The sequence below is a fragment of the Rhizobium sp. NFR07 genome (genome assembly GCF_900111905.1).
In the GTDB taxonomy this organism is placed as follows: Bacteria; Pseudomonadota; Alphaproteobacteria; order Rhizobiales; family Rhizobiaceae; genus Neorhizobium.
Map to the genome: position 1 here is coordinate 354,221 of NZ_FOKM01000003.1, position 26,242 is coordinate 380,462.

23 protein-coding genes are annotated in these 26,242 nt (G+C 62.2%); 10 read left to right on the plus strand and 13 right to left on the minus strand.

Features of this window, described 5'->3' with window-relative positions:
* Entirely contained in the window at positions 1–2,178 is a 2,178-nt protein-coding gene (locus BM216_RS08675) for a pseudouridine synthase (protein WP_092997967.1), read from the minus strand.
* 147 nt (positions 2,179–2,325) lie between these two features.
* On the opposite strand from BM216_RS08675, the gene BM216_RS08680 reads away from it, so the two are divergent.
* Positions 2,326–2,781 carry a nucleoside deaminase gene (locus BM216_RS08680; protein WP_092997970.1) on the plus strand — a complete coding sequence of 152 codons (456 nt, stop codon included), beginning with the start codon at positions 2,326–2,328 and terminating at the stop codon, positions 2,779–2,781.
* Between the two features lie 72 nt (positions 2,782–2,853).
* On the opposite strand, the gene BM216_RS08685 is transcribed toward BM216_RS08680, so the two are convergent.
* From BM216_RS08685 to BM216_RS08695, 3 genes are all read right to left on the minus strand, one after another.
* Entirely contained in the window at positions 2,854–3,465 is a 612-nt protein-coding gene (locus BM216_RS08685) for a hypothetical protein (RefSeq protein ID WP_244530132.1), read from the minus strand.
* A 162-nt stretch (positions 3,466–3,627) separates the two neighbouring features.
* Positions 3,628–6,540, minus strand: a complete 2,913-nt coding sequence (gene ileS / locus BM216_RS08690) for an isoleucine--tRNA ligase (RefSeq protein ID WP_092997976.1) — start codon at positions 6,538–6,540, stop codon at positions 3,628–3,630.
* A gap of 402 nt (positions 6,541–6,942) precedes the next feature.
* Positions 6,943–7,185, minus strand: coding sequence for a BrnA antitoxin family protein (locus tag BM216_RS08695; RefSeq protein ID WP_177230741.1), 243 nt, complete (start codon positions 7,183–7,185; stop codon positions 6,943–6,945).
* A gap of 104 nt (positions 7,186–7,289) precedes the next feature.
* Between BM216_RS08695 and BM216_RS08700 the strand changes: the two genes are divergently transcribed.
* Entirely contained in the window at positions 7,290–7,541 is a 252-nt protein-coding gene (locus tag BM216_RS08700; protein WP_092997980.1) for a DUF1902 domain-containing protein, read from the plus strand.
* 202 nt (positions 7,542–7,743) lie between these two features.
* Here BM216_RS08700 and BM216_RS08705 read toward each other — a convergent pair whose 3' ends face one another.
* The 3 genes from BM216_RS08705 to chrA form a co-directional block, all read right to left on the minus strand.
* Complete coding sequence (locus BM216_RS08705; protein WP_092997983.1) at positions 7,744–8,724, minus strand: bifunctional riboflavin kinase/FAD synthetase; 981 nt, start codon at positions 8,722–8,724, stop codon at positions 7,744–7,746.
* Positions 8,725–8,755: 31 nt separating this feature from the next.
* The gene (locus BM216_RS08710) at positions 8,756–9,604 is read right to left on the minus strand and encodes a TIGR01459 family HAD-type hydrolase (RefSeq protein ID WP_092997986.1); all 849 of its coding nucleotides are present in this window, start codon (positions 9,602–9,604) and stop codon (positions 8,756–8,758) included.
* A gap of 246 nt (positions 9,605–9,850) precedes the next feature.
* Positions 9,851–11,179: a chromate efflux transporter gene (chrA, locus tag BM216_RS08715; protein ID WP_092997989.1), complete on the minus strand. Its 1,329-nt coding sequence runs from the start codon at positions 11,177–11,179 to the stop codon at positions 9,851–9,853.
* A 337-nt stretch (positions 11,180–11,516) separates the two neighbouring features.
* Between chrA and groES the strand changes: the two genes are divergently transcribed.
* The 5 genes from groES to BM216_RS08740 all read left to right on the plus strand — a co-directional run bounded on the left by groES (position 11,517) and on the right by BM216_RS08740 (position 18,481).
* Positions 11,517–11,813 (plus strand): co-chaperone GroES, encoded by a 297-nt coding sequence (gene groES, locus BM216_RS08720; protein WP_092997992.1) that lies wholly within the window; start codon positions 11,517–11,519, stop codon positions 11,811–11,813.
* A 56-nt stretch (positions 11,814–11,869) separates the two neighbouring features.
* On the plus strand, positions 11,870–13,513 hold the full coding sequence (gene groL / locus BM216_RS08725; protein ID WP_092997995.1) for a chaperonin GroEL: 1,644 nt from the start codon (positions 11,870–11,872) through the stop codon (positions 13,511–13,513).
* Between the two features lie 246 nt (positions 13,514–13,759).
* Positions 13,760–14,392 carry a hypothetical protein gene (locus BM216_RS08730; RefSeq protein WP_092997998.1) on the plus strand — a complete coding sequence of 211 codons (633 nt, stop codon included), beginning with the start codon at positions 13,760–13,762 and terminating at the stop codon, positions 14,390–14,392.
* A gap of 231 nt (positions 14,393–14,623) precedes the next feature.
* Entirely contained in the window at positions 14,624–17,389 is a 2,766-nt protein-coding gene (locus BM216_RS08735; protein ID WP_244530123.1) for an autotransporter family protein, read from the plus strand.
* Positions 17,390–17,623: 234 nt separating this feature from the next.
* Positions 17,624–18,481, plus strand: coding sequence for an alpha/beta hydrolase family protein (locus tag BM216_RS08740; protein WP_348271998.1), 858 nt, complete (start codon positions 17,624–17,626; stop codon positions 18,479–18,481).
* A gap of 38 nt (positions 18,482–18,519) precedes the next feature.
* Here BM216_RS08740 and BM216_RS08745 read toward each other — a convergent pair whose 3' ends face one another.
* On the minus strand, positions 18,520–19,125 hold the full coding sequence (locus BM216_RS08745) for a LysE family translocator (protein WP_092998004.1): 606 nt from the start codon (positions 19,123–19,125) through the stop codon (positions 18,520–18,522).
* Between the two features lie 252 nt (positions 19,126–19,377).
* Positions 19,378–19,698 (minus strand): hypothetical protein, encoded by a 321-nt coding sequence (locus tag BM216_RS08750; protein WP_092998007.1) that lies wholly within the window; start codon positions 19,696–19,698, stop codon positions 19,378–19,380.
* Between the two features lie 655 nt (positions 19,699–20,353).
* Here BM216_RS08750 and BM216_RS08755 point away from each other — a divergent pair.
* Entirely contained in the window at positions 20,354–20,803 is a 450-nt protein-coding gene (locus BM216_RS08755; protein WP_092998009.1) for a DoxX family protein, read from the plus strand.
* A 79-nt stretch (positions 20,804–20,882) separates the two neighbouring features.
* Here the strand turns inward: BM216_RS08755 and BM216_RS08760 are convergent, their stop codons facing one another.
* The 4 genes from BM216_RS08760 to hisS all read right to left on the minus strand — a co-directional run bounded on the left by BM216_RS08760 (position 20,883) and on the right by hisS (position 25,060).
* Complete coding sequence (locus BM216_RS08760; RefSeq protein ID WP_092998012.1) at positions 20,883–21,491, minus strand: class I SAM-dependent DNA methyltransferase; 609 nt, start codon at positions 21,489–21,491, stop codon at positions 20,883–20,885.
* An 18-nt stretch (positions 21,492–21,509) separates the two neighbouring features.
* Positions 21,510–22,208: an ATP phosphoribosyltransferase gene (gene hisG / locus BM216_RS08765; protein ID WP_092998015.1), complete on the minus strand. Its 699-nt coding sequence runs from the start codon at positions 22,206–22,208 to the stop codon at positions 21,510–21,512.
* Positions 22,208–23,317: an ATP phosphoribosyltransferase regulatory subunit gene (locus BM216_RS08770; protein ID WP_092998018.1), complete on the minus strand. Its 1,110-nt coding sequence runs from the start codon at positions 23,315–23,317 to the stop codon at positions 22,208–22,210. Before BM216_RS08770 ends, hisG begins: the two co-directional genes overlap by 1 nt.
* A 177-nt stretch (positions 23,318–23,494) precedes the next feature.
* Positions 23,495–25,060 (minus strand): histidine--tRNA ligase, encoded by a 1,566-nt coding sequence (gene hisS, locus BM216_RS08775; RefSeq protein ID WP_092998020.1) that lies wholly within the window; start codon positions 25,058–25,060, stop codon positions 23,495–23,497.
* Positions 25,061–25,208: 148 nt separating this feature from the next.
* Between hisS and BM216_RS08780 the strand changes: the two genes are divergently transcribed.
* Complete coding sequence (locus BM216_RS08780) at positions 25,209–25,442, plus strand: type II toxin-antitoxin system RelB family antitoxin (RefSeq protein WP_143102758.1); 234 nt, start codon at positions 25,209–25,211, stop codon at positions 25,440–25,442.
* A 33-nt stretch (positions 25,443–25,475) separates the two neighbouring features.
* The gene (locus tag BM216_RS08785; protein ID WP_092998025.1) at positions 25,476–26,228 is read left to right on the plus strand and encodes a hypothetical protein; all 753 of its coding nucleotides are present in this window, start codon (positions 25,476–25,478) and stop codon (positions 26,226–26,228) included.
* Positions 26,229–26,242: the final 14 nt, after the last annotated feature.

Genomic DNA, 26,242 nt, shown 5'->3' on the forward strand with positions numbered 1-26,242 from the left:
TCAGCCCCTCGGCGTGCGCGGCTTGCCGGCAGGACGCCCGCCGGGCCTTCCACCGCCGCCAGCCGGGCGACCACCGGGCTTGCCGCCACCGGCACCGCCACGCGAACCGCCGCCGCCGGGCTTGCCGCCGAAACCTTTCGATCCACCGGGCTTGCCGCCGAAACCAGGCTTACCGCCGGACGGCTTTCCACCAAATGGCTTGTCGCCCCTGGCGGGACGATCACCGAAGCTGCGTTCGCCTCTGCTGTCGTCCCGAGCGGGGCGATCACCACGTGGCGGCCGATCGGAGAACGAACGTTCGCCGCGACCTTCGCCACGGGGACGTTCCGAACGCCCCTCGCCTGCGAAGGAACGGGCCGGACGATCACCATCCTGGCGCGGCTTGCGGTCACCAAAGGACCGTTCACCGGAGGAGCGCTCGCCGCGGGGCTTGTCGCCATAGGGACGCTCACCGCGAGGCCCATCACCACGGGGCCTGTCGCCGCGCGGTCCGTCTCCACGCGGGCGGTCACGGAAATTACCTTCGCCACGGGGACGCTCGGAGCGTCCCTCGCCGGAGAAGGATTTCGCGCGCGCCGGGCGGTCGCCGTCTTCGCGGGGCTTGCGATCACCAAAGGATCTCTCACCCCTGGGTTTGTCACCGAAGCTGCGGTCGCCCCGCGGCTTATCGCCGAAGCCGCGATCGCTGCGGCCTTCGCGGTCTCCGAAACCGCGCTTGCCGCCGAAGTCCGACTTGTCGGGGCCGTCTGCGCGAATCCAGTCGCCTTCCTCGTCGGCTGCACGATTGACCACGACGCGGCGGTCATTCTCCGGAGCCGGCTTCTTGAACAGCTGTTCCGCCTCGGCACGGGCCGAGGTCTTGCGTCCCCTGTCATCGGTGGTCGGGCGTGCGCCCGGGGCCATCCAGACATTGGTCGTGCGGCTGGTGCCCATCGGCGTGCGCTTCTTCGGCTTTTCGTCGCCGAAGTCGCGGTCCGCGGGCTTTGCGCCGAATTTTCCGGCCGGCTTGTCGAAGCTCTTGCGGTCGTCGCGGCGGCTGTCGGGCCGTTTCGTATCAAGGCGACCCAAGGCGCGCTCGCGGCGATCATCACGATCTCCGCTGCGAGCACCGCCACGGTCATTACCGCGCTCGTTCGCCCAGCCGCGCTCGGTCTTTTCGGCGCGCTGCGGCTTGTCGTCTTCGGCAACGCGCTCGTTATAGAGCGGCGCTTCGAAATTCGCTTTCGATTCGTCGATCAGGCGGGGCCCAAGCTGGTCGCGCAGGGTGCGGCCACGCACTTCGAGCACCTGGCCTTCCGGCAGGTCGCCGAGCTGGAACGGGCCGTAGGAGATGCGGATCAGGCGGTTAACCTCGAGACCAAGCGCGCCGAGCACGTTCTTGATCTCGCGGTTCTTGCCTTCGCGCAGACCCATGGTGATCCAGACGTTGCGGCCCTGGCTACGGTCGAGCGTTGCCTCGATCGAACCGTAGAGAACGCCGTCGACGGCAATGCCGTCCTTCAGCTTGTCCAGCGCTTCCTGATCAACCTCGCCATGGGCGCGCACGCGGTAGCGGCGCAGCCAGCCGGTGGTCGGCAGTTCCAGCGTCCGCGAAAGGCCACCGTCATTGGTGAGCAGCAGCAGGCCTTCGGTGTTGATGTCGAGGCGGCCGATGGAGAGAACACGTGGCAGTTCATCCGGCAGGTTGTCGAACACGGTCGGGCGGCCTTCCGGGTCGGAATTCGTCGTCACCAGGCCGCCCGGCTTGTGATAGAGCCACAGGCGCGTACGCTCCATGCCGCGGATCGGCGTGCCGTCGACCTCGATCTTGTCTTCGAGCGTCACATTGACGACCGGCGTATCGAGAAGCTTGCCGTTCAGCGTGACGCGGCCTTCCAGGATCATCCGCTCGATGTCGCGGCGCGACGCCACGCCGACACGGGCGAGAAGCTTGGAAATACGCTCGGGCTTGCCGCCGCCCGCGGTCGGGGCCGCATCCGTCGCGAACTCTTCGCGCTTGGCCGACCTGACCGGCTTTCTAGGCGCAGAGTCATCCTTGGCGCGTGCCCTTGCCGGCGCCGCGGACTTGGATCCCGGCTTGGCACCGGACTTCGGTGCAGCCTTGCCTTCTGCCTTGGGCTTGATTTCGCGAACGAAGGGCTTGGCTTCGCCGCGCTTCGGCTTGTCTTTTGAATTCATTTGTTGTTTGCCTGAAGCATGATGTCGACGGACAGTGCCGGACATCCGTGTTCGTGTTGATTAGAAGGACGCACGCCCGCATAGCGCGCTTCGTGTTGGATGCTTCCTACCAGTTCGAGCGATCCGGGTTAAGAGGAAATCGCCCAAATGCCTAATACGGTCGGGTTCATGGATGCCGCCCTTTCAGAAGCCAGGAATGCGGCGGCACGCGGAGAGGTTCCGGTGGGTGCCGTCCTCGTGATCGACGGGACGATCGTTGCGCGATCGGGAAACCGTACCCGGGCCGACAATGACGTGACCGCCCATGCCGAGATCGCCGTCATTCGCGAGGCCGCCGAAAAGCTCGGCGCGGAACGGCTAAGCGGGGCGGATCTGTATGTGACGCTGGAACCCTGCACCATGTGCGCCGGAGCCATTTCCTTTGCCCGTATCCGCCGGCTTTATTACGGCGCGAACGATCCGAAGGGTGGCGCGGTGGAAAGCGGCGTGCGGTTCTTTTCGCAACCGACCTGCCATCATGCGCCGGATGTCTATTCCTGCATCGGTGAAAAGGCCGCCGCGGACCTTCTCACAAGCTTCTTCCGCGAACGGCGTGAAAAATAAGGGAGGTTGCCGAAAGATGCCGGCAAGCCGCTGCCGACCGGTGTCCACCGGCCAGCGTTTAGCAACCGGCTATTACTGGAAAGGCTTCCACCAGGAAGAACCGCCGGTGCCGGCAGCCTGGGCTTCCTTCTTGCGGCGCGCTTCCTTCTTGCTCTCGGGCTCGCCGAGATCGGTCAGCGTGCCGGCATCGGCCGAGCGATATTCAGCCGGCGGCTCCGACAGCGAACGGCGACGTGCGGTCACGTCGGTGGTCTCGGCATTCTGCCTCGCCTGACGGAAGGCTTCCCACTTTTCCGTTTCGGTCATCTGCCCAGCCTGGCCGCGGCCAGTGAGAAGCGGCGAACGGTAGTTCTGGTTCTTCTCGTTGTCCTCGGCTTCCTGGCGCAGGCGCGCACGGGTTTCTTCCGGAGACTCGACCCAGTTTGGATTGTTTTCGCGATTGGCAAGCGACTGCTGCGGTGCAGGCAGGCTGCCGGCCTGCTGCTGGCCAGCGACGACCAGCTGCGGACGCGGATTGTAGCGGATCTTTGCCTTGTCCTCGTCCCGGCCGCTGCCCAGTGCAACGGCAGCGCCAAGGTCATCGCCAAGCTGCGCCATTGCCGGCTTGTCTGTGCCGTAAGTCGGCCCCATGCAGCCGGAGAGTGTCACGGTCGCAGCCAGTATGCCGGCCGCGGTCATGGCCATGCGCAACGCTTTTGTCGTTTCCATCAAACCCCTACCACAAGCGCCCGCCTCGACGCCTCAGAGACTATTATTCATCGACCTGACGTATAAATCCGGCCAATTTCAGGCAGGAATACCGGATGACGCGGGCGAGCGCAATCATCCGGCAGTATTTCGGAAGCTTCAGAGCCGGCCGAGCTTGGCCAGTTCCGTGAGTGCCGCGGCATCACGCGCCGAGACGTCCGGCCAGGCCGGATCGGAGCCGACATCGGTCGTCACCCGCCAGGAACGGGCACATTTGGTGCCCTCCGCAAGCGTCGGCTCGACGGCCACGCCCGGCACTTCGGGCAGGCGGAAGGCCTGATCCGGGCCATCACCTGACGTGATCGTGATGGCCGAAGTGATGCAGGTTTCCTCGAATTCGAGGCCTTCCAACGCCTTGAGGAGTTCCGCGTCAGCAACGTAGACGACCGGCGCCGCTTCCAGCGACGAGCCGATGCGCTTGTCCTTGCGCTCGATCTCGAGCGCACCGGTGACGACGGAACGGACCTTGCGGATCTTCACCCACTTCTCGGCAACCGCATCGTTCTTCCATTCGGCCGGGATAGCCGGGAACTGTTCCAGATGCACCGAAACCGCTTCCGGCTTCAGCGACAACCAGGCCTCCTCCGTGGTGAACGGCAGCATCGGCGCGAGCCAGGTGACAGTCGCTTCGAAGATCTTGCGAATGACGGCGAGCGAGGCTCGACGGCGCAGGCTCGACGGCGCGTCGCAATAAAGCGCGTCCTTGCGGATGTCGAAGTAGAAGGCCGAGAGTTCGATATTGGCAAAATCGATCAGCGCGCGGGCGATCTTCTTGAATTCGAACGCGTCATAACCTTCGCGCACGAGCTTATCGAGCTCATGCAAGCGATGCAGCATCAGCTTTTCGAGTTCGGGAAGCTCCGCATAGGCGATTTCCTCGCCTTCGTCATGGGCGAGCGTGCCGAGCATCCAGCGGATGGTGTTGCGCAGCTTGCGGTACGCATCGACATTGGTCTGGATGATCGTCTTGCCGAGACGCTGGTCTTCCCAATAGTCGGTGGTCATGACCCAGAGACGCAGGATATCGGCACCGGCATCCTTCATCACGTCCTGCGGGGACACGACGTTGCCGAGCGACTTCGACATCTTCTGGCCCTTCTCATCCATGGTGAAACCATGGGTGACGACCGTGTCATAGGGCGCGCGGCCACGGGTGGCAGCCGATTCCAGCAGCGACGAATGGAACCAGCCGCGATGCTGGTCGGAGCCTTCGAGATAGACGTCGGCCGGCCATCTCAGGTCCGGGCGGTCTTCCAGCGTGAACGTGTGGGTGGAGCCCGAGTCGAACCAGACATCGAGGATGTCCATGACCTGCGTCCACTTGCCGTGGTCGTGGCCATTGCCGAGGAACCGTTTCTTGGCGCCCTCGGCGAACCAGGCATCGGCACCTTCGGCATCGAAGGCTTCGAGGATGCGCTTGTTGACCTCTTCGTCTTGCAGGACATTGCCTTCCTCATCGGCAAACACGCAGATCGGGACGCCCCAGGCGCGCTGACGGGAGAGAACCCAGTCCGGGCGCTGCTCGATCATGGCGCGAAGGCGGTTCTGGCCGGCTGCCGGCACGAAACGGGTGTCGTCGATCGCCGACAGCGCGCGGGTGCGCAGCGTCGTGCCGTCCTTCAGGTCCTTGTCCATATAGACGAACCATTGCGGCGTGTTGCGGAAGATGATCGGCTTCTTGGAGCGCCAGGAATGCGGATACTGGTGCTTCAGGCGGCCACGGGCGAAGAGAGCGTTGCGCTCGATCAGCGCCTTGATGACGCGGTCGTTGGCATCGCCCTTCTTGCCGTTGTCGTCCATGACGCGGGCGCCCTCGAAACCGGGGGCGTCAGCGGTGTAGGTGCCGCTATCGTCGACCGGGAACGGGATGCGCGTGTCGATGCCACGGGCTTCGAGTTCCTTGGCGCCCGACATCCAGGCATCAAAGTCTTCGCGGCCGTGGGATGGGGCGGTATGGACGAAACCGGTACCGGCGTCGTCAGTGACGTGATCGCCAGCGAGAAGCGGGACGGCAAAATCGTAGCCGCCGCCGAGACCCTTGAGGGGATGCGCAGCCGTGATCGACGCCAATTCGTCGGCGGATACATCGCGCAGACGCTTGTATTCGAGCTTCGACTTCTTGAACGACTCTTCGGCCAGCGCATCGGCAAAAATCAGCTTCTCACCCGGACGCGGCCCAAAATCGTTCTCGGCTGCCGTGACTTCGTAAAGGCCGTAAGCGACCTTCGGCGAATAGGCGATGGCGCGATTCCCGGGGATAGTCCACGGGGTAGTCGTCCAGATGACGATGTGGGCATCAGCCAGTTCGCCAGCCCCATCATCCACCGGGAACTTCACCCAGATCGTGTCGCTCTCGTAGTCGTGGTACTCGACTTCGGCTTCCGCCAGCGCCGTGCGCTCGACCACCGACCACATGATCGGCTTCGAACCGCGATAGAGCTGGCCGCTCATGGCGATCTTCAGCAGTTCGCCGGCGATGCGGCTTTCCGCGTGGAAGTTCATCGTCAGATACGGGTTGTCGAAATCGCCGACGATGCCGAGGCGCTTGAATTCGTCGCCCTGGATCTTGATCCACTTCTCGGCATAGGCGCGGCATTCCTTGCGGAATTCGATCATCGCGTCCGGCTGCTTCAGGTCGGGCTTGGCCTTGCCCTTGGCGCGGTAATTTTCTTCCTCGATCTTCCACTCGATCGGCAGGCCGTGGCAATCCCAGCCCGGAACGTAGTTCGAGTCATAACCGCGCATCTGGAACGAGCGGGTGATGACGTCTTTCAGGATCTTGTTCAACGCATGGCCGATATGGATGTTGCCGTTGGCATAGGGAGGGCCATCGTGCAGCACAAACTTTTCGCGGCCGGCGGCGGAAGCGCGCAGCTTCTTGTAAAGGTCCATCTGCTGCCAGCGGGCAACGGTTTCCGGCTCCTTCTGCGGCAGGCCGGCGCGCATGGGGAATTCGGTCTCGGGCAGATAGAGGGTCTTCGAGTAATCGAGTTTTTCAGCTGTATCGGTCATGTCGGGCAATCGTCTCTGGCGCCGGCAAAGGGGGCGCGATGCGGATTTTTAGGAATTCGGTGGCGGAGGCGCGATTTTTACATGCGCCAAGATCCCGGACCTTCCCGCAGCTCGATTAAGCCGCGCGGAAAGCCGGGCCGATAATTCGTATGATCATCTTCTCGATGATCCTAGCCGAAATCTGGGCCGACCGGAAATCTGTCATGGACGCGGTTATTACGGGTTTTTGAAGCGGAAAGGAAGACGGATTATCCAGCCATTCGGACAGCGCGCTCATTTGACGATCTGGCCAACGGCCGGGCGTTGCCTTCACATCCGAAAGCCCAAGCGGCCGGACGCCTGAGAGATATCGACAGCGCTATCCGGCCGGCGGTGCCGCGAAACGACATCGCACCCGGCAGTTCAATCCTTCGGGTTCGCAGCCATCACTGCCCGCAGCGCATCGTTGATGCGATCCTGCCAGCCGGGGCCGTCCTCCTGGAAATATTCAAGCACCGCGCTGTCGAGCTTCAGGGACACGAGTTCCTTCGTCTGCGGCAGAGCACGCTTCTCGACCGCCGGTGCGGCGGCGGTCTTCTTTGCCGGCTTGAACAGGGCTTCGGCGGCATCCAAGGGGTTTGCGGGCCTGCGCGGGGTCGTAGCCAAGGGATCATCCTCCGTTGCTTGCCGACCAAGGTCGGCCGTCATTGCCGACGACCAATGACAGATATATAGCTTGTGCGAAACCACCGATTTCCTGATTGGACGCTATGAAAAGAACATTCTTCGTCAGAGCCGTCTGGGATGCCGAGGCCAAGATCTTCTATTCCGAAAGCGATATAGAAGGCCTTCATATCGAGGCTTCGAGCGTGGACGCATTCGAGGAGGTCATGTTTGACGCGGCGATCGACCTGATCGTCGCAAACCACATGTCAGCGGCCGACCTGGCCGACACGCCCATGAGAGAACTCATTCCCGCGATCCTCTGGGAGAGACCCGTCGGCGCCCCGGCCGCCGCCTGAGATGGTCGACGGTTTCCACAAGACGGTCCGCGAAATCATATCTTAACTCGGCGACGAGTACCTGATCAATGCGAAGGGGTCGCACGAAAAGTGGCGATCACCGGAGACAGGCAAGATACTACTCGTGCCGCGCAATCTCCAAAGCCGGCACACGGCGAATTCCATACTGAAAGATGCGGGTTCAGACACGCGTCTCTGAGACCTAAAACGCCACCTTCATATCCAGCTCGCCGATCGGGCTCACGCCCGCAAGCAGTGCACGCGCCTCTTCTTCGTCGCGCTTGATCTGGGCGACCAGCGGCTCCAGGCCGTCGAATTTCAGCTCGTCGCGCAGATGGCCGAAGAAGGAGACCGAGCAGATCTCGCCATAAAGCGAGCCGGAGAAATCGAAGAGATAGGTCTCGAGCAGCGGCAGGCCGTTGTCCGTCACCGTCGGGCGGCGGCCGTAGCTGGCGACGCCGTCATAGAGCTCGCCATTCGGGCGACGGAAACGGACGGCGTAGATGCCGGGCTTCAGTTCCGCTTCCGGCGCAAGCCGCATGTTGGCGGTCGGGAAGCCGAGTTGGCGGCCGAGCTTTTCGCCATCGATGACCTCGGCCTCGACCGTGTAGCGATAGCCGAGCAGGCCGGCGGCGGCCGCGACATCGCCATCGGCTAGCATCTCGCGGATGCGGCTCGACGAGATCACCTCGGCATTCTCGTCACGGAAGGCATCGACCAGCGACACCGAAAAGCCGTGGCGTTCGCCTGACGCCATGAGGAAGGCCGGGCCGCCTTCCCTGCCCTTGCCGAAATGGAAGTCGAAGCCGGTCACCACGGCGCTTGCACCCAGCCAGTCGACCAGGATCGTCTTGACGAATTCCTCCGCCGATCGCGTCGCGAAGTCGCGGTCGAACGGATATTCGATGACGCTGCGAAAACCCATCGCCTCGAGAAGCCGTGCCTTGAGCGGCGCCGGTGTCAGGCGGAAAACCGGCTGGTCGGGCTTGAAGACGGTGCGCGGATGGGGCTCGAAGGTCAGTACCAAAGCCGGCACGCCGCGTTCTTCCGCCAGTTCCAGCGCCCGTTCCAGGACGCTGCGATGGCCGCGATGGACGCCGTCGAAATTGCCGATCGCCACGACGCCACCCTTCAGCGCGTCCGGCAGCGGCTCTTTCTTTTCGTTGCGGTGGAATACGGTCATTCCGATAGATTCCGTTCGCCGATCAATTCCGTTAGGCCAGTCGGGGCATCCAGAATTTCGGCGCCGCGTTTTCGGATTTCAGCCAGGACTGGAGGATCGCCTCGTCGGTCTGGCCGTTCACCGTGTATTCGGCGACATGGATGCCGTCGCTGATATAAAGCAGGTCGAGATCTTGCGAAAGCGCCCCACGGACATCGGTCGGCATGCCGTCGCCGATCGCGAGCACCTTGGCCTTTTCGAACTCCCCGCGGGCCTCGCGGGCAATCGCCAGTGCCTCGTCATAGATCGGCTTGTGCGGCTTGCCGGCAACGCGGGTCTTGCCGCCGAGCTGCTCGTAATAGGCGGCGACCGCACCGGCGCAGGGGATCATCTTGTGGCCACGCTCGACGATAAGATCCGGATTGGCGCAGATCAGCGGCACATCCTTCTTCACCCAGGCTGTCAGCATGTCGGTATAGTCTTCCGGAACTTCCTTCTCGTCGTCGAAGAAGCCGGTGCAGACGATTGCCTCGGCGTCTTCCTTCGACACGATCTCGACATCGAGGCCATCGAAGAAGTTGAGGTCGCGCTCCGGACCGAGCAGGAAGACTTTCTTCGGACCTTCCGCCACCAGATGTCGGGTCACGTCGCCGGAGGTGACGATACGGTCATAGGTGCCGTCCGGCACGCCGAGCACCTTCATCTGCTCGATGACGCCGGGCGCCGGACGCGGCGAATTGGTGATCAGCACCACGGTCGCGCCAGCCTCGCGGGCACCGGCAAGAGCCTTACAGGAATGCTGGAAAGCCTCGACGCCGTTATGCACAACGCCCCAGACATCCGACAGAACGACGTCGTAGCCGCCGATCACTTCGTTCAAATTCTGGATGCGCTTCGCCATGCCGGGTCCCTTGTCACAATTGTCCCGGTCACATCGCAAACCATTGGCGGGATTACAAGAGGATCACCGGCGAAAGGCGTCCGCCGGGCGTTCGGGACGCTAAAACTTCACATTTCTGCAACGCACCATACCCTGATCATGCGTACCAAATGTTTTACCGACGCGCAGCTGGCTCACCCGAACGAGGAGCCGGACGGAGAAAGGCCGGGATGCCCGTGGGAGCGACGCCCGGAGCATGGCCCGTCGCTAACCGAGAAGAGGCCTCAGAAGCAGGCCTGCAACGGCGCTCGTGGCGAGGACTGGCACCATGCCTGCCTTGATGCCGAAAAGCATGACGGCCGAGCCGGCAAACAGAACTGCGGCAAGCGGATCGAGGCTGGACCAGACCGGCACAGGCAGACCAAGGCCGATCGCCTGCACGAGTTCCGTCGGTCGTACCTCACGAAACAGAACATGCAGGCCGAACCAGATGGCGAGGTTGAGGATGACGCCGACGACCGCCGCCGTGATCGCCGAAAGCGCGCCTGAAAGCGTGCGGTTGCCGCGCAGTCGCTCGATATAGGGCGCACCGGCGAAGATGAAGACGAAGCTCGGAACGAAGGTCGCCCAGGCGACGAGCAACGCGCCGACAATGCCGCCCATGACACCGAAAGCCTCGCGAAAACCGGTCACGAAGCCGACGAAGGACAGGACGAGCACCAGCGGCCCGGGCGTGGTTTCCGCCAGCGCCAGCCCGTCCAGCATCTCTCCGGGCTTCAGCCAACCATATTGCTCGACGCCGACCTGCGCGACATAGGCAAGCACCGCATAGGCGCCGCCGAAGGTCACCACCGCCATCTTCGAGAAGAAGACAAAGAGGCTGGAAAGCGCTTCGGGTGCGGAGACGAGCCAGAGAAACACAAGCGGCGCCTGCCAGACGATGATCCAGGCGATCAGCGCGGCAACCGCCCTCCCCGCCGGAGGCCTTGCCGGAATATCGGCCATGTCGACAGGAACAGCCGTGGTACCGGCGCGCCGGACATTGAGAAGACCCGCGATGGCTGCCGCCAGCACCACGAGCGGGAACGGCACGGAAAACAAAAACAGCGCCGCAAAGGCCGCGGCCGCGACAAGACAGAGAAAGCCGCTCTTCAGCGTCTTCCTGCCCAACCGGATGACCGCCTCCACGACAATCGCCAGGACGGCCGCCTTCAGGCCGAAGAACAGGCCGGCGAGCCAGGTTGTCTCCTGATAGAGCGCATAGGCGGCCGAAAGCGCCGTGATGACGATGAGGCCCGGCACGACGAACAGCAGGCCGGAAATGATGCCGCCGCGGGTGCCGTGCAGAAGCCAGCCGATATAGGTGGCGAGCTGCTGGGCTTCAGGTCCCGGCAGGAGCATGCAGTAGTTCAGCGCATGGAGAAACCGCGCCTCGGAGATCCAGCGCTTTTCCTCCACAACGGCCCGATGCATCATGGCGATCTGGGCCGCCGGACCGCCGAAGCTCAGGCAACCGATGCGGCCGAAGACCGCCGTCAGCTCGGCCAGTGTCGGCGCCGATGCGCTCTCGTCACCTGCACGATCCACCACAGTCATTCACGCCCTCCCCTGCCGGTTTCACATCCGGAACTGGCCCCTGTAAAAATGTCATGTAAAGACTGTATGACGGTCTCGTCGTGGGCGTGCCATCCTTAGACCAAAGTCCGGTGCGAAAAGCCGCCTGCCCGAGCAGGACAGCGCCTGGACCTCAGTGCCGTTAATCCTGTTTTGCTTGATGCTGCAGAGCGGCAACGAAATTTTCGAGCCCGTTCTTGACTCGACCAGTGGCCACCCTTATCTCGGGCTCCGTTAGCACTCTCGATAGACGAGTGCCAAACGAGATCCGCGGGTCCTCTAAAGACCTGTCCATGTCATTTGATCGAGGGATTAGACAATGGCAAGCACAACTTTCCGCCCCCTGCACGATCGCGTCGTTGTAAAGCGCGTCGAGTCTGAAGAAAAGACCAAGGGTGGCATCATCATCCCGGACACCGCCAAGGAAAAGCCGGCTGAAGGCGAAATCATCGCCGTCGGTTCTGGCGCACGCGACGACAAGGGCGCACTCGTTGCTCTCGACGTCAAGGTCGGCGACCGCGTCCTGTTCGGCAAGTGGTCCGGCACGGAAGTCAAGCTTAACGGCGAAGACCTTCTGATCATGAAGGAATCCGACATCATGGGCGTTATCGGCTGATTGCCGGCAACGCCTTTTTCGTAATTCGCTGACACCTCTATTCAGGAGTTCTCAAAATGGCAGCTAAAGAAGTAAAGTTCGGCCGCTCTGCGCGCGAAAAGATGCTGCGCGGCGTCGACATCCTCGCTGACGCAGTGCAGGTCACCCTCGGCCCGAAGGGTCGTAACGTCGTTATCGACAAGTCCTTCGGCGCTCCGCGCATCACCAAGGACGGCGTTTCGGTCGCCAAGGAAATCGAACTTGACGACAAGTTCGAGAACATGGGCGCCCAGATGGTCCGCGAAGTCGCTTCGAAGACCAACGACATCGCCGGCGACGGCACCACGACTGCAACCGTTCTGGCCCGCGCGATCGTTCGCGAAGGCGCCAAGGCCGTTGCTGCCGGCATGAACCCGATGGACCTGAAGCGCGGCGTCGATCTCGCTGTTGCAGAAGTCGTCAAGGACCTGCAGGCAAAGGCAAAGAAGATCTCCACCTCGGCTGAAGTTGCCCAGGTCGGCACAATCTCCGCAAACGGCGACAAGCAGGTCGGTAACGACATCGCTGAAGCCATGCAGAAGGTTGGCAACGAAGGCGTCATCACCGTCGAAGAAGCCAAGACCGCCGAGACCGAACTCGAAGTCGTCGAAGGCATGCAGTTCGACCGCGGCTACCTGTCGCCCTACTTCGTGACCAACCCGGAAAAGATGATCGCGGACCTCGAAGACGCATTCATCCTGCTGCACGAAAAGAAGCTCTCGAACCTCCAGGCCATGCTGCCGGTTCTCGAAGCTGTCGTTCAGACCGGCAAGCCGCTCGTCATCATCGCTGAAGACGTCGAAGGCGAAGCTCTTGCAACGCTCGTCGTCAACAAGCTGCGTGGCGGCCTGAAGATCGCTGCCGTCAAGGCTCCGGGCTTCGGCGATCGCCGCAAGGCCATGCTGGAAGACATCGCCATCCTCACGGGCGGCACCGTCATTTCTGAAGACCTCGGCATCAAGCTCGAAAACGTCACCCTCGACATGCTCGGCCGTTCCAAGAAGGTTTCGATCTCCAAGGAAAACACGACGATCGTCGACGGCGCCGGCCAGAAGGCTGACATCGAAGGCCGCGTAGCCCAGATCAAGGCGCAGATCGAAGAAACCACTTCGGACTACGACCGCGAAAAGCTGCAGGAACGTCTTGCCAAGCTCGCTGGCGGCGTTGCCGTCATCCGCGTCGGCGGTTCCACGGAAATCGAAGTCAAGGAACGCAAGGACCGCATCGACGACGCTCTGAACGCGACCCGTGCGGCCGTTCAGGAAGGCATCGTACCGGGCGGCGGCGTTGCCCTGCTCCGTTCGGCTTCCAAGATCACCGTCAAGGGTGAAAACGACGACCAGGAAGCTGGCGTCAACATCATCCGCCGCGCCCTGCAGTCGCTGGTTCGCCAGATCGCCGACAATGCCGGTGACGAAGCTTCGATCGTGGTCGGCAAGATCCTCGAGAAGAACGAAGACAACTACGGCTACAACGCCCAGACGTCCGAATATGGCGACATGATCGCCATGGGCATCGTCGACCCGGTCAAGGTCGTTCGTACGGCTCTGCAGAACGCAGCTTCGGTTGCTTCGCTGCTGATCACCACGGAAGCCATGATTGCCGAGCTGCCGAAGAAGGACGCTCCGGCCGGCGGCATGCCTGGCGGCATGGGCGGCATGGGCGGCATGGACATGATGTAAGACCGAAAGGTCTTATGTCTGAGCCATCCGGTTCAGTTGACGAAAGGGCGGTCTTCGGACCGCCCTTTTTGCTTTGGATGCCAGGGATGCACCACCTTCTGAAAGCAGTCACAATGATGAGCGTTGCCGGTCCTCCCTGTCCTCGATAGCGGTGACGCGTTCCTGGAAATTGCGGGCGAGAATGCGCATGTGGGGAACATCAGTGGAAGCTTCCGCTTTTGCAATCAACAGCAGGAGACAAATCCCATGAATGAGACGCCCCCGGTTTCGATGCGCGCCGAGGATCAAGTATCCGAGATACTGAGACGAAACGAAAAGGCCATGATGGATGCCATTCTCAAGGTATGTGAGGATACCGAAAGGAGAACAGCGGATGACCTCAAGTCGGCCGGTGTCGATCCGATAAGGATGAGGGACGGCTATTCTGCTTCGGTCGCGCTGCATCTCCTCTTCCTGCAGCAGTGCGGCGCAGACATGGAAACGAGCAAGGGCGGCGACGCCAAGCGTGCCAGCCAGATCCTTCGCGCCGGCCGAAGAATTTCCGCCCATTATTGGGAAGGCATCGACGCGGAGCAGAGCGCAGGCAGGAGCGACATCGCGATGGACCGCGAGGAACAGCGCGAACTTGCCGTCAGTGCGCAGCGAGCAGCCTCCAGGGCAGTGATGAGGGCTCTGGTCGAGCAGGCAAGTACGGCCGATCCGGATCTGCGCGATCGCATCACAGCCGATATCGAGACCTATATTGCAAGGCTTGCGCCGATATCCGAGACGGATCGGTATTTTGCCGAACGGGTGAGGGAAAACGCCGCATTGCTGCTGCAACCGCCCTCCGTCCAAACTCCGCCCGTCAAGGACACAAGCGTGGATGACGGAGAGTGACGACGTCACGTTTCTCACCGCCGCGCGGGACATAAGGCAAAGACGCCGCTACGGCGCTGCCTTGACGGCGTTCATTGTTCAACTGCGCAGAAATAAAGCTCGGGCCAATCTTATGAGCGCGTATCATAAAGGCAACACAACTCTGGGGCCATTGTCGAACCCCCTTATTTTAGTGGATGCTCACTAAGGCAATGTTCAATTTATAGACCGGAACATCCTTAGAGGGCCGCGATGACCCGTAAGTCGATGCCGACCGCATTCGGATTGATGCGGACTTCATGGATTGGCGGCGGGCTGCTCATCCCTTTTTCTTCGCTCACCTTTCTCGTCTCCGGTGCTCCGGCGCAGGCCGCCTGCGTTCTCGTCGCGGGTGTCGGCAACGACAATTATGTCTGCGACAGCGGCATCGGCCCCGGGCTTACCGATACCAGCGGCGACAATACGCTGACGCTGCCGGCGGGCGGAACGGGACAGATCAACGGCAACGTGATCTTCGGAAACGGTTCCGACGGCATCGGGATGGGCTCCGGCACGATCACCGGCAATGTCGATCAGGGTGGCGGCACCGATGCCTTCACCATCACCGGCGGCCAGGTCACCGGCAATGTCCAACAGGGCGCCGCCATCGACGACTTCCGCATGACGGGCGGAACGATCGGCTCGCTCAGCCAGGGCGACGGTTTCGACACGTTTTTCATGTCCGGCGGCCGCATCGTCGATTTCTTCGAGGATGGCGACTATGCCGTCATGACCGGCGGGCGCATCGGCCGCGTCAACATGAAGCTCGACAACAACTATTTCGACATGTCGGACGGTATTATCGACCGCAATGTCGTCACCGGCTTTGGCACCGACACGATCATTATCTCGGGCGGCACGATCGGCGGCAATATCAGCACCGGCGACGGCAATGACAGCGTCACGGTCAGCGGCGGCAGCATCGGCAACGGCATCAAGACCGGCAATGGCAACGACACATTCGCCTGGAGCGGCGGCATCATCTACAACACGATCCTGCTTGAGGCCGGAAACGACAGCGCAACGCTGACCGATCTCACCAACGGCAATATGGGTGGCATGACGCAGCTCTCCGGCGGCGCCGGTAGCGACACCCTGATGCTCGACAACGTCTCGATGGACGGCGTCGGCCGGCTTGTCGGCTGGGAGACGATCGACGCCACCAACGACACCGAGCTGATGTTCGATGGCGACCTCGTTCTCGGCGATGCCTCGACCGGGACGGGCACGTTCAGCATCGACGGAGCGAGCACGGTCTTTTCGGGTGGCGCGGACACCGCGGTCTCCGCCTTCGATGCCGGCGCGCTTGCGACCGTCATCAATGCCGGACGGATCGATCTCACCAATGGCAGTGGCGGCGCCACCGACAGTTTTACCGTCAACGGCAATTATGTCGGCAACGATGGGCTGCTGTTCGTCGATACCGTGCTCGGGACAGACGATTCCGCGTCCGACAGGCTGATCATTTCCGGCGGAACGGCGAGCGGCATTACCGGCCTGGAGGTCGAGAACCAGGGAGGCCTCGGCGGGCTGACGACGCAGAACGGCATTCTCGTCATAGAGGGCATCAACGGCGCCGACACCGGCGACGGCACCTTCGCGCTGACCAACAACGTCGCCGCCGGTGCCTACCAGTATTACCTGTTCAAGGGCGGGGTCAGCGCGGATACGGGTGAAAACTGGTATCTGCGCTCGGCGCTCGTCAATACGCCGACGCCTTCGGAAGCGGCTCCCGCTCCGTCGCCGCTCGCTCCGGCGGAGGAGCCGCAGCCGGAGCCGCCAGAGCCCGAGGTCAGCGGTCCGCCGCCCGCTCCCCCTGCCCCACCCGAAACGCCGCCGGACGGGTCCGGCATCGTCGAGCCGCCGGTGTCTGCCGGCGATACCGCACCCGTTGCGCCGCCCGAGCCTGAAGCCGCCGAGGCGCCTACACCCCCGGAAAATCCCCAGGAGATCCCCACCGAAGCGCCTCCACTGCCCATCGGCATCGACCCGGAGCCTCCGACATCGGGCGCGACCCGCGTGGCGGGCGACGTCGTTCCGCTTTACCGCGTCGAGGTGCCGACCTATTCGGCGATCGCGCCTGCCGCCCGCACTGCGACGCTTTCGGCCCTCGGCACGCTGCACGAGCGCCGGGGCGACCAGAACTTCGTCGACGGTCCCGCCGCCTGGACGCGTGTCTACGGCATGAAGGCGGAGCAGACTTTTTCCGGAATGGTCGATCCGGCGCTCGACGGACATCTCTACGGTTTCCAGGCCGGACTGGACGTGATCCATCTGGACCGGGCCGATGGCGGACGCGACATTGCCGGCCTCTTCCTCGGCTACAGCACCTATGATGCGGACATCAAGGGCCAGGCGCTCGGCTGGAACGGCGTCAGCACCGGGGATCTCAACCTCAACGCAACCAGCTTCGGCGGTTACTGGACCCATATCGCCGCATCAGGATGGTATGTCGACGCCGTCCTGATGGGCACATGGTACGGCGGCAATGCCGCCAGCTATCGCGATATCGGCATCGATATCGACGGCTTCGGCGTTACCGCGTCACTGGAAGGCGGCTATCCGATCGCGTTGACGGAAGAATGGACGCTGGAGCCCCAGGCGCAACTGATCTGGCAACACCTGTCGCTGGACGACCAAGCGGACGACTTTTCCGATATCGCCTTCGACAACGACAACATGGTCACCGGCCGGATCGGTGCCCGGCTGGAAGGCAGCTACAAGACATCCGCCGGCCTCATCCGGCCCCATGTCAAAGCCAATCTGTGGCATTCGTTCAGCGGCACGGACACGGTGAGGTTCGGCAGCGACGCCATCACCACCGATACCGACTGGACCTCGCTGGAACTCGGCGCGGGCGTTACATGGGATATCAATGCCCGCCTCAGCGCCTTCGCATCGGCCGACTACACGTTCAATCTCGGTGGCGAGAATATCGACACATGGCAGGGCCGAGCCGGATTGAAGCTGAGCTTCTAGACCAGGCTGTCTAGCGGCGGGTCTGGACAAGGATCACGATTTCCGCAACTCTCGCGCGGATAAAAAGACGATCCTTAATCACTTTTTTCCACATTTTGATATTCAAGGATAATATTCTGATGCTTCTTAGAACGCTTGCGCTTGCCGCCATGCTAAGTTCGCTGGTGAATCTCTCAGGCGGCAGGGCTGAAGATCTTCGAAATCCCCGCCATTGAGGATGGAGCAGCGATCCGGGTGGCCGAGTGGACGCCCTGTGCAAAGCCGGCGGAAACCATCGAGCTTAGACCTTTCCTTCTTCCGGCAGTGCGCGATTGCCCGGTTGCCGGCAAAGGACTTCCGCTCATCGTTCTCTCGCACGGCTTTCGCGGCACCAATCTTAGCCATCACGACACGGCAGAGGCGTTCGCGGATGCGGGCTTCGTCGTCGTGGCGCTCAACCATCCCGACGATTCCGCCTTGAGCAAGGACAAAGGCCCCAGCCTGAAGGCCCTGACGAACCGCCCGACGGATATCAAGCGGGTGATCGATTTCATGCTCGGTGCGTCACCGGATGCAGCGAAGATAGATCCGCAGCGCATCGGCTTCTTCGGATTTTCACGCGGTGGGTATACGGGCCTCGTGCTTGCCGGCGCCGAGCCGGATTTCCAGCAGTTGCGCCGGCGCTGCGCAGATCCGACAGGCGCAGACTGCAAGCCGATCGATCCGGCACTTGTCCCGACTTCAACGCTGACCCGCGATCCGCGCATCAAGGCGTTCGTCATCGCCGACCCGCTGAGCAGCGCTTTCCCGACGAGGGAAAGCGTGCAGGTAATCAGCGCGCCCCTGCAGCTGTGGAGTTCCGAGGGCGGCGGCGATGGCGTGTCGCCGAAGGATATTGCCAGGATCGCCGCCAACCTCGCCTCCCCGCCGGAGCATCATGCCGTGCCCGGCTCCGGCCATTTCGCCTTCCTGACCGTCTGCCCCGCGGCATTGGCGAAAAGCCTGCCGGAACTTTGCACCGATGCACCGGGCTTCAGCCGCGCCAAGTTCCACGAAGAGCTGAACAGCAAGGCGCTTGCCTTCCTAAAGAAGCATCTGCCCGTACAGCCCTGATCCGTCTCAAGGCAGGAGGCAATTGCTGGCAGGCCTGTTTACCGCGTGCCTTCGGTCGCCAGCTTCAAGCCCAGCGCCGCAAACGAAGCGGCGAAGGCGCGGCGGAGCCAGTTCATCGCGGTCTCGCTCTGCAGCAGGTACTGGCGGCCGGTGGCAGCAATGGCGGCATAACCGAGAAAGACGACGAAGGTCATGGCCGTGAAGCCGAGGCCGAGTTCGACCAGCAGGCCGATCGGGCTATCGGCCGGGACGAATTGCGGGATGAAAGCCACGAAGAACAGTGGCAGCTTTGTGTTCAGGATATTGAGCAATATGCCGCTCCGAACGAGCTTGCCCGCCGATTTCGGTGCGCTCCGGCGGATCGACAGGCCGCCGCGGTCGTTCAGCACTGCCCAGGCCATCCAGAGAAGATAGGCAACCCCGGCGAACTTGATCGTCTGGAACAGGACCGCACTGGTGTGCAGGATCGCGGCAAGGCCCGCCATGGCCACGGCGAGATGGAGAACGGTGGCGATGGTGCAGCCGACCGACGCCCAGAAGCCTGCCTTCAACCCGCCGCCCATGGCCGAGGACAGCGTGTAGACGACGCCGATGCCCGGCGAGAGGCAGATGATGAAAGCGGTCAGCAGATATTCGAAGCTCATGGACCATCCTCCCGAGACACCATCGACGCAGTGATCATCCGGCGGGATGTCCTTTTTGGGCATGTTCCCGCCGAATAGCCGCATCCTGTCAGGCTAGTGGAGGATGGCCCGGTATCGGCCTTTTGGCAAGGCAGCAGCCGGTTACCGAGGAATGGGCGAAATACGCATCCCCCGGACACGCTCAGGGGCGGCCTCGTAAAGCCGCCCCTGACGAAATTTCCTGCCTAGACTTGGCCGTTCTTCGGGCCGTTATCAGTACATGGTGCGGCCATTATGGGTCTTGCGATAGATGTTGCGCGAGGCGCGATTCTGCATGCGCTCGACCTTTTCACGCTCGCGACGGGTGACATAGCCGTCCCGGGCAGCGCGCGACTTGGCACGGTCGATACGGTGCTGCTGACGCGCGAGGTTGCGCATTTCGCGCGGGGTCAGTTCGCCACGGACGGCACCGCGATAGACGCGATGTTCCTGGCGATGTTCGCGGGCCTCGCTGCGCCAGGTCTGCGCCTGGGACAGGGTCGGGATCGCGGAGGCCATCACGAGGGCCAGTGCACTGATGATGATCTTCTTCATGACATTCTCCTTTTCGCGTCGAACTCGCGTGACGTACGCTGTCATCGTGGGTCCATAACGATGAATGGCCCCTGAAAGGTTCATTCACAAACGGCAACAATCTGACACGAAACGGCTCACATTTTCGTCAGGCAAGGACCGTGAAGCGGGGACGAAAACGCCGTAGGGACACATACAATTCAGATACTTGCGAAGAAAATCGAGGGTGATCATCCCCTTCCCCAGACTGGCTTACATAATTGACGAACTTCCGTCGCCGGAGTGTTTCGCGAGACGTTTGCGGACAGGCGGAAGATGGCAAGCTCCTCCACCGTGGCCAGACCCTTTGGTGTCCGGGACCTGTCCGAAGAACCGTTATCCCGACCGAAAGGAGTCATAGAAAGGGAGGCGGAACAGGACAAAGCAGCCGAACGAGAAACGGGATTGCCAAGGCTGCGCAATTGCAACGCCACTATTACCCTCTCCCATTCCCGCAATTGCGCGGCCTCTCCTCCCCATGCCGGACTCCGTCCGGGTCGTTCATTTTTATGAAACAATTTGTCTACTGTCGTTCATCTTTCTGATCTTCGTCAAAACTGGCACATAGGCGTCCAGAGAAATCACCGATCGCCGCACAGCCCGTGGGGGCAAGGCCATCGATACCTGGAGAGCTGATATGTCCAACACCCAGAACGCCGTCATCCTCGTCGCGCGTATTCTTCTGTCCTTCATGTTCATCTATGCCGGCTTCGGCAAGCTGACCGACCCGGCCGGTACTGCCGGCATGATCGCCGGCGCCGGCATGCCGGCCGCAACCCTTCTCGCCTATCTCGCCGGCGCATTCGAATTCGTCACCGGTATTGCCGTTCTCGTCGGCTTCCAGACCAAGATCGTCGGCTGGGCGCTTGCCCTGTTCTGCGCCTTCACCGGCGCCGTCTTCCACTCCGGCACCGTTGCCGTTCCCGGCTGGCCGGATGCAGCGCTCGGCTGGATCAATGCCCTTAACGGCATCATGCTGATGAAGAACTTCACGCTGGCCGGCGCCTACATCCTGCTCGCCACCTTCGGCCCGGGCGCCTATTCGCTCGACGCACGTCGCCGCGTTTCGGTCGCAATTGCTGCGTAACCTACAACCATTCCCTGCCAAGACACTCCCGCCGGACAACCAATCCGGCGGGTTTTTTATTGCCTGAAATCTGGTTTTCTCAGCGGCGGATGTTGCGGGCGAGCCAGACGGTGGCGCCACCACAGGCCGGATCCTGGGAGATCTGCTTCACCACCTCGAAACCGTTCTTCGCGAGAAGCGCCTCGTATTCGGCCTTGGACAGGCTGGCGTGATAGAGCGGCTCACCTGCGAACTGGCCCATCGCCTCGCCCTCGAAATGACCGGAGGTGAACATCAGGGCCGCGCCCGGGCCTGCCAGCGCGCCGAACCGGGGAAACATCGCCCGCTGGTCGTCCGCATTCAGATGGAAGAAGCTGTGCCAGGCGATGATCCCGTCGAACTTGGTTGGGATATAGAACTTGCGCATGTCGGCCTGATACCAGGCGAGGCCGGGAAAGCGCTCGCGGGCAAGCCCGATCAGCGTCTCGGACGTATCGACGCCGGTGACGTGGAAGCCGCGCTTGATGAAATGGCCGGCGATCGGCTCGCCGCCGCCGCAACCGAGATCGAGGATCTGGCCGCGCTGCTTGATCAGCCCGGTAAAATGATCGAGCCACGGCCGCTCGAACAGGTTGCGGCCGCGAAACTCGTCGAACGCCCTGGCGTGGCGTTCATAGAGCCCGATGATATTGGCGTCTTCATTTGCCATCGGCTATCAGCTTTCGCGTCACACGGCCTTGCGGATCGCCTCGACGAGCGCCTTGATACGAGCGTTGCCGTCATGCTCCGGCTTGCGCGCCCGCACAAGGCAGGCCTCCGACTTCAGGATTACGCCGTCCGACAGGATCTTCAGGTGATTGGCCTTGAGCGTCGATCCGGTCGAGGTGATATCGACGATGATATCCGCCTGTCCCGCCGCCGGCGCGCCTTCCGTTGCGCCGAGGCTCTCGACGATCCGATAAAGCTGGATGCCATGGCTGCCGGAGAAATGCTGCTGGGTCAGCCGCCAGTATTTGGTGGCGATCTGGAGGCGGCGGCCGTGGCGGGAACGGAAGTCGGCGGCGACATCGCCGAGGTCTGCCATGGTCTCGACATCCAGCCAGATTTCCGGCACCGCGACGACGACATCCGCACGCCCGAAGCCGAGGCGGGCGGAGATTTCCACCTTGCGGTCGGCATCGGCCAGGCCTTCGCGGATCAGGTCTTCGCCGGTTACGCCGAAATCGACGGTGCCGGCACCGATCTCGCGGGCGATCTCGGAGGCAGAGAGGAAGGCGATCTCGATATCGTCACGGCCGTCGACCTTGCCGCGATAGGAACGATCGTTGCCGACGGCGACGATGGGCAGGCCGGCGCGCTCGAAGATCGCCGAGGCATCTTCCTTCATCCGACCCTTGGAGGGGAGTGCGATGGTAATGGTGGACATCAGCGCGCCCTCGCCTGTTCGATCCGGTCGAGCCAGAGCGAGAAGCCCACGGCCGGAATATCCTCGCTCGCACCGAGCAGCGTCATCAGCCGGTCGAAGCGGCCGCCGCCTGCCAGAACCGCGTTGTCGCGGCTAACCTCGAACACGAGGCCGGTATAGTAGTCGAGCGGTCGGCCGAAGGCGGCGCGGTAAGTGACCTTGGTCAGGTCCACGCCGAGATCGGCCATGGCTTCGGCACGGGCTTCGAATGTGGCCAGTGCCATGCCCATGGAAAGGCCTGCCGCATCGGCAAAGCCTGCAAGCGCGGCAGACGCCTCTGACAGAGGCATTTCCAATGACAGAAACTCGCTCAACAGGAGAAGCGCCGAGCCGTCCAGCCGGGTTTCGGCCAAAGACTGCTTCTCCTTCAGCCGGGCCGCGATTTCGCGCGGCGAACGGCTGGCATTGGTGGAATAGCCGGTCTCCTGCATCGTCCGGTCGATATGGGCGATGAGGGCCGCCTCGTCCTGCTTCAGAAGCTCGGCAAGCTCCGGCGACAGGCCGGACACGGCCTGCGGGCTCGCAAGCGTCATCAGGAGTTGCCGCAGATGGGCATTGTTGCCGAAGGACTGGATCAGCCGCTTCTGCCAGCCACCGGGAAGCCCCAGCGCCTTGACCACAGCCTCGAACACCGCCTGGTCGCCGAGCGTGACATTCAGCTTGCGGCCGGGAATGAGGTTTTCCAAGATCTGCATCGCATCGTTGACGGCGCGGGCATCGGCGCTCGCCGTGGCGATCTCGCCGAGATCCTCGATACCGGCCTGATAGAACTCGTTGTCACCGTCGCGGCGCTGGCGGAACACTTCGCCGAGATAGCAGTAGCGCCGCGGCGTGCCGGTGGCATTGGCGATATGGCGCAGGCAGACGGGAATGGTGAATTCCGGACGCAGGCACAGGCTCTCGCCGGTTTCGCTTTCGGTCAGGAAGATGCGCCGGCGCAGGTCCTCTCCCGCCATGTCGAGAAACGGTGCTGCCGGCTGGATGACCGGCGTATCAATGCGCGCGGTGCCACGGGCGGCAAATTCATCGAGCAGACGGCCGGAGAATTCGGGCATGTTGATCAGAGGCATGGGATGGCTCCCCGATAAAGTCCCCTCTCCAACCCCTCCCCACAAGGGGGAGGGGCCAAACCGCCGCCCCCCTTGGAAAGGGTCAGAAACGTCGAGGAAAAGGCGGATGTTGATTGCGGCAGGACGGCGCGGCACAAAGCCCCTCCCCCTAGTGGGGAGGGGTTGGGGAGGGGTCTATTACGCATCCTTCGCCCGCCTGCGGTCTTCCGCCTGGGCGGCCAGTATGTCCTTCACCTTGGCGACCAGATCGGCCTCGGAGACCGTCTCCTGCGCCACGCGGGCCTCGCGCCAGGAGGCGTTGTCCTCGATCTCGCCGGAAAGACGCTTGCCCTCGATCAGATCCTTCAGCTGCACGACGCTTGTCGCGCGCTCGTCACCGCCCTGGATGATGGCGATCGGGCAGCCTCGACGGTCGGCATATTTCAGCTGGTTGCCGAACTTCTTCCAATTGCCCTGGTACATTTCGGCGCGGATGCCTTCGGCGCGCAGTGCCTGGGTGAAGCGCTGGTAACGACCCATGCTCTCGACATCGCCATCCATGACGGTGACGAGAACCGGCGCGATCACCTCGTCCTGCCCCAGCTTGCCGAGGTTCTTCAGCGCCGTCATCAAGCGCGAGACGCCGATAGAAAAGCCCGTGGCCGGAACAGGCTGGCCCATGAAACGCGATACGAGGCCATCATAACGGCCACCACCACCGACGGAGCCGAAGACAACCTTGTCGCCCTTCTCGTTGGTAACGTCGAAGGTGAGCTCGGCTTCGAAGACCGGGCCGGTGTAATATTCGAGGCCGCGGACGACGGAGGTATCGATGCGAATTCGATTAGCCTCGTAACCGCAGCTTCTTACGCTTTCCTGGATCTGCTGTAGCTCGGCCAAGCCGTGATAATAACTATTTTTCTCATCCTGTGCCGGCGGGCTTACTTTGAAGTCCACCTTGTTCTCGCGAACGGCCTCAATCGTTCCATCTTCTCTGCGTTGCAGCACGAAGTCAGCCGTCAGGATAGCAACAACAGCCTTGATTTGGACCTCATCTAGGCCCGCCCCCTTGGTAAAGTCGCCTGATTCATCCTTGCGACCGGCGCCAAGCAGTAGTTTCACACCATCAATGCCAAACTTATCCAGCTTATCCATGGCACGCAGGACCGTCAGTCGCTGGCCTGCACTTTCACTATTATCGAGCCCGATGGCATCTAGCACACCATCGAGAACCTTGCGGTTGTTGACCCGGATCACGTAGTCGCCGCGCTTGATGCCAAGCGCTTCCATCGTGTCGGCCATCATCATGCACATTTCGGCATCGGCCTGGACGCCCGGCGCACCGACCGTATCGGCATCGAACTGCATGAACTGGCGGAAACGGCCCGGGCCCGGCTTCTCGTTGCGGAAGACATAGCCGGCGCGATAGGTGCGGAACGGCAGCTGGATCTCGTTGAAATTCTCCGCGACATGGCGGGCAAGCGGCGCCGTCAGGTCATAGCGCAACGACATCCACTGGTCGTCGTCATCCTGCAGCGAAAAGACACCCTCGTTCGGGCGGTCGCTATCGGGAAGGAACTTTCCGAGCGCATCGGTATATTCGAACAGCGGCGTTTCGACCGGATCGAAACCGTAGCGCTCGTAGACCTCACGAATCTTAGCGGTCATCTCGTTGGTGGCATGGATATCGGCAGCCGAACGGTCAACGAAGCCGCGCGGCAGGCGGGCCTTCAGTTTCTGTGGCTTTTTGCTCTTGTCGTTCATGATCGATATCCATTGCTCACGGGCCTTCGGGAAAAGGCCGAAAATACGAGCGGTTTCTTAGAGGATGAAGCTTTTGGCGGCAAGGGCGGCCGCTGGCGAAGTGTCGGGGCGGTTGGTATATATCCGCCTACCCAAAGGGATCATCGCCATGAACAAGCGCATTGCTGTTGAAATCCCTGAAGCCATGTATCGACTGCTAATGCGCTACGCTGACATACACGGCTTCGATACGGACGCTTACGTGGCTCAGGTTCTGCACAAACATCTCGAAGATCTGCACGCTCTTGCGGTCGTTGAAGCGCATATGGAAGACGTTCGAAACGGCAACTCTCGCACCTATACGATGGTGCAGCTGGAGCAAGAACTAGGCCTCGATGATTGACAGCGGCACCGCCGGGAAGTCTATCGCTGATCCATGATCCTCGAAGCCATCCAATATGCCGCGACGCAAGCCGTCACGCCGTCCGAATTCCGACCCTTCGTCCACTCCTCCGTAAACCTCTGGTCGCGGGCGAACCGCTGCACCAAGGCGTGGGCGCCCCATGAGGCAAATTGCAAGGCCTTCATCGGCGAGACGATTGCCGGGATGCGGCAGCGACGCACGGCCGTCGTGCTCGGATCGGGCCTGTTGCGCGACGTGCCGATCCTCGATCTCGCCAGAGCCTTCGATACCGTGGTGCTGGTCGATCTCGTGCATCTTGCGAGCGTCAGGGCGTGGATCAAGGCCAAGCGGTTCACCAACATCCGGCTGATTTCCCGTGATCTTTCCGGCTTCACGGACACGCTTGCGGGCCGGATGCCGGAACCGCTCTCCTTCCTGCGGCAGGTGCCTTATCTCGATCTGGTCGTCTCGGCCAATATCCTCTCGCAGATCGGCGTCGGCACCCGTCGGCAGCTCGCGCAGTCGCGGCATGACGATGCGGATGCGATCGTCTCCTCCCTCATCAAGGCGCATCTCGACGGGCTGTCCGCCCTGCCCTGCAGGACGGCGCTGCTGACCGATGTCAGCTACAAGGTGACGGATCGCGGTGGTGCCGTGCTGGAGGATGCCGATCTTCTCTGCGGTGTGCCGGCGCCTATCGCCAAACGCAGCTGGTTCTGGACGGTCGCACCTTACGGAGAGCTCGGCCGTGACCGCCAGGCGGTGCATCAGGTGATTGCGGTTTAGGTATTTCCGGCAAC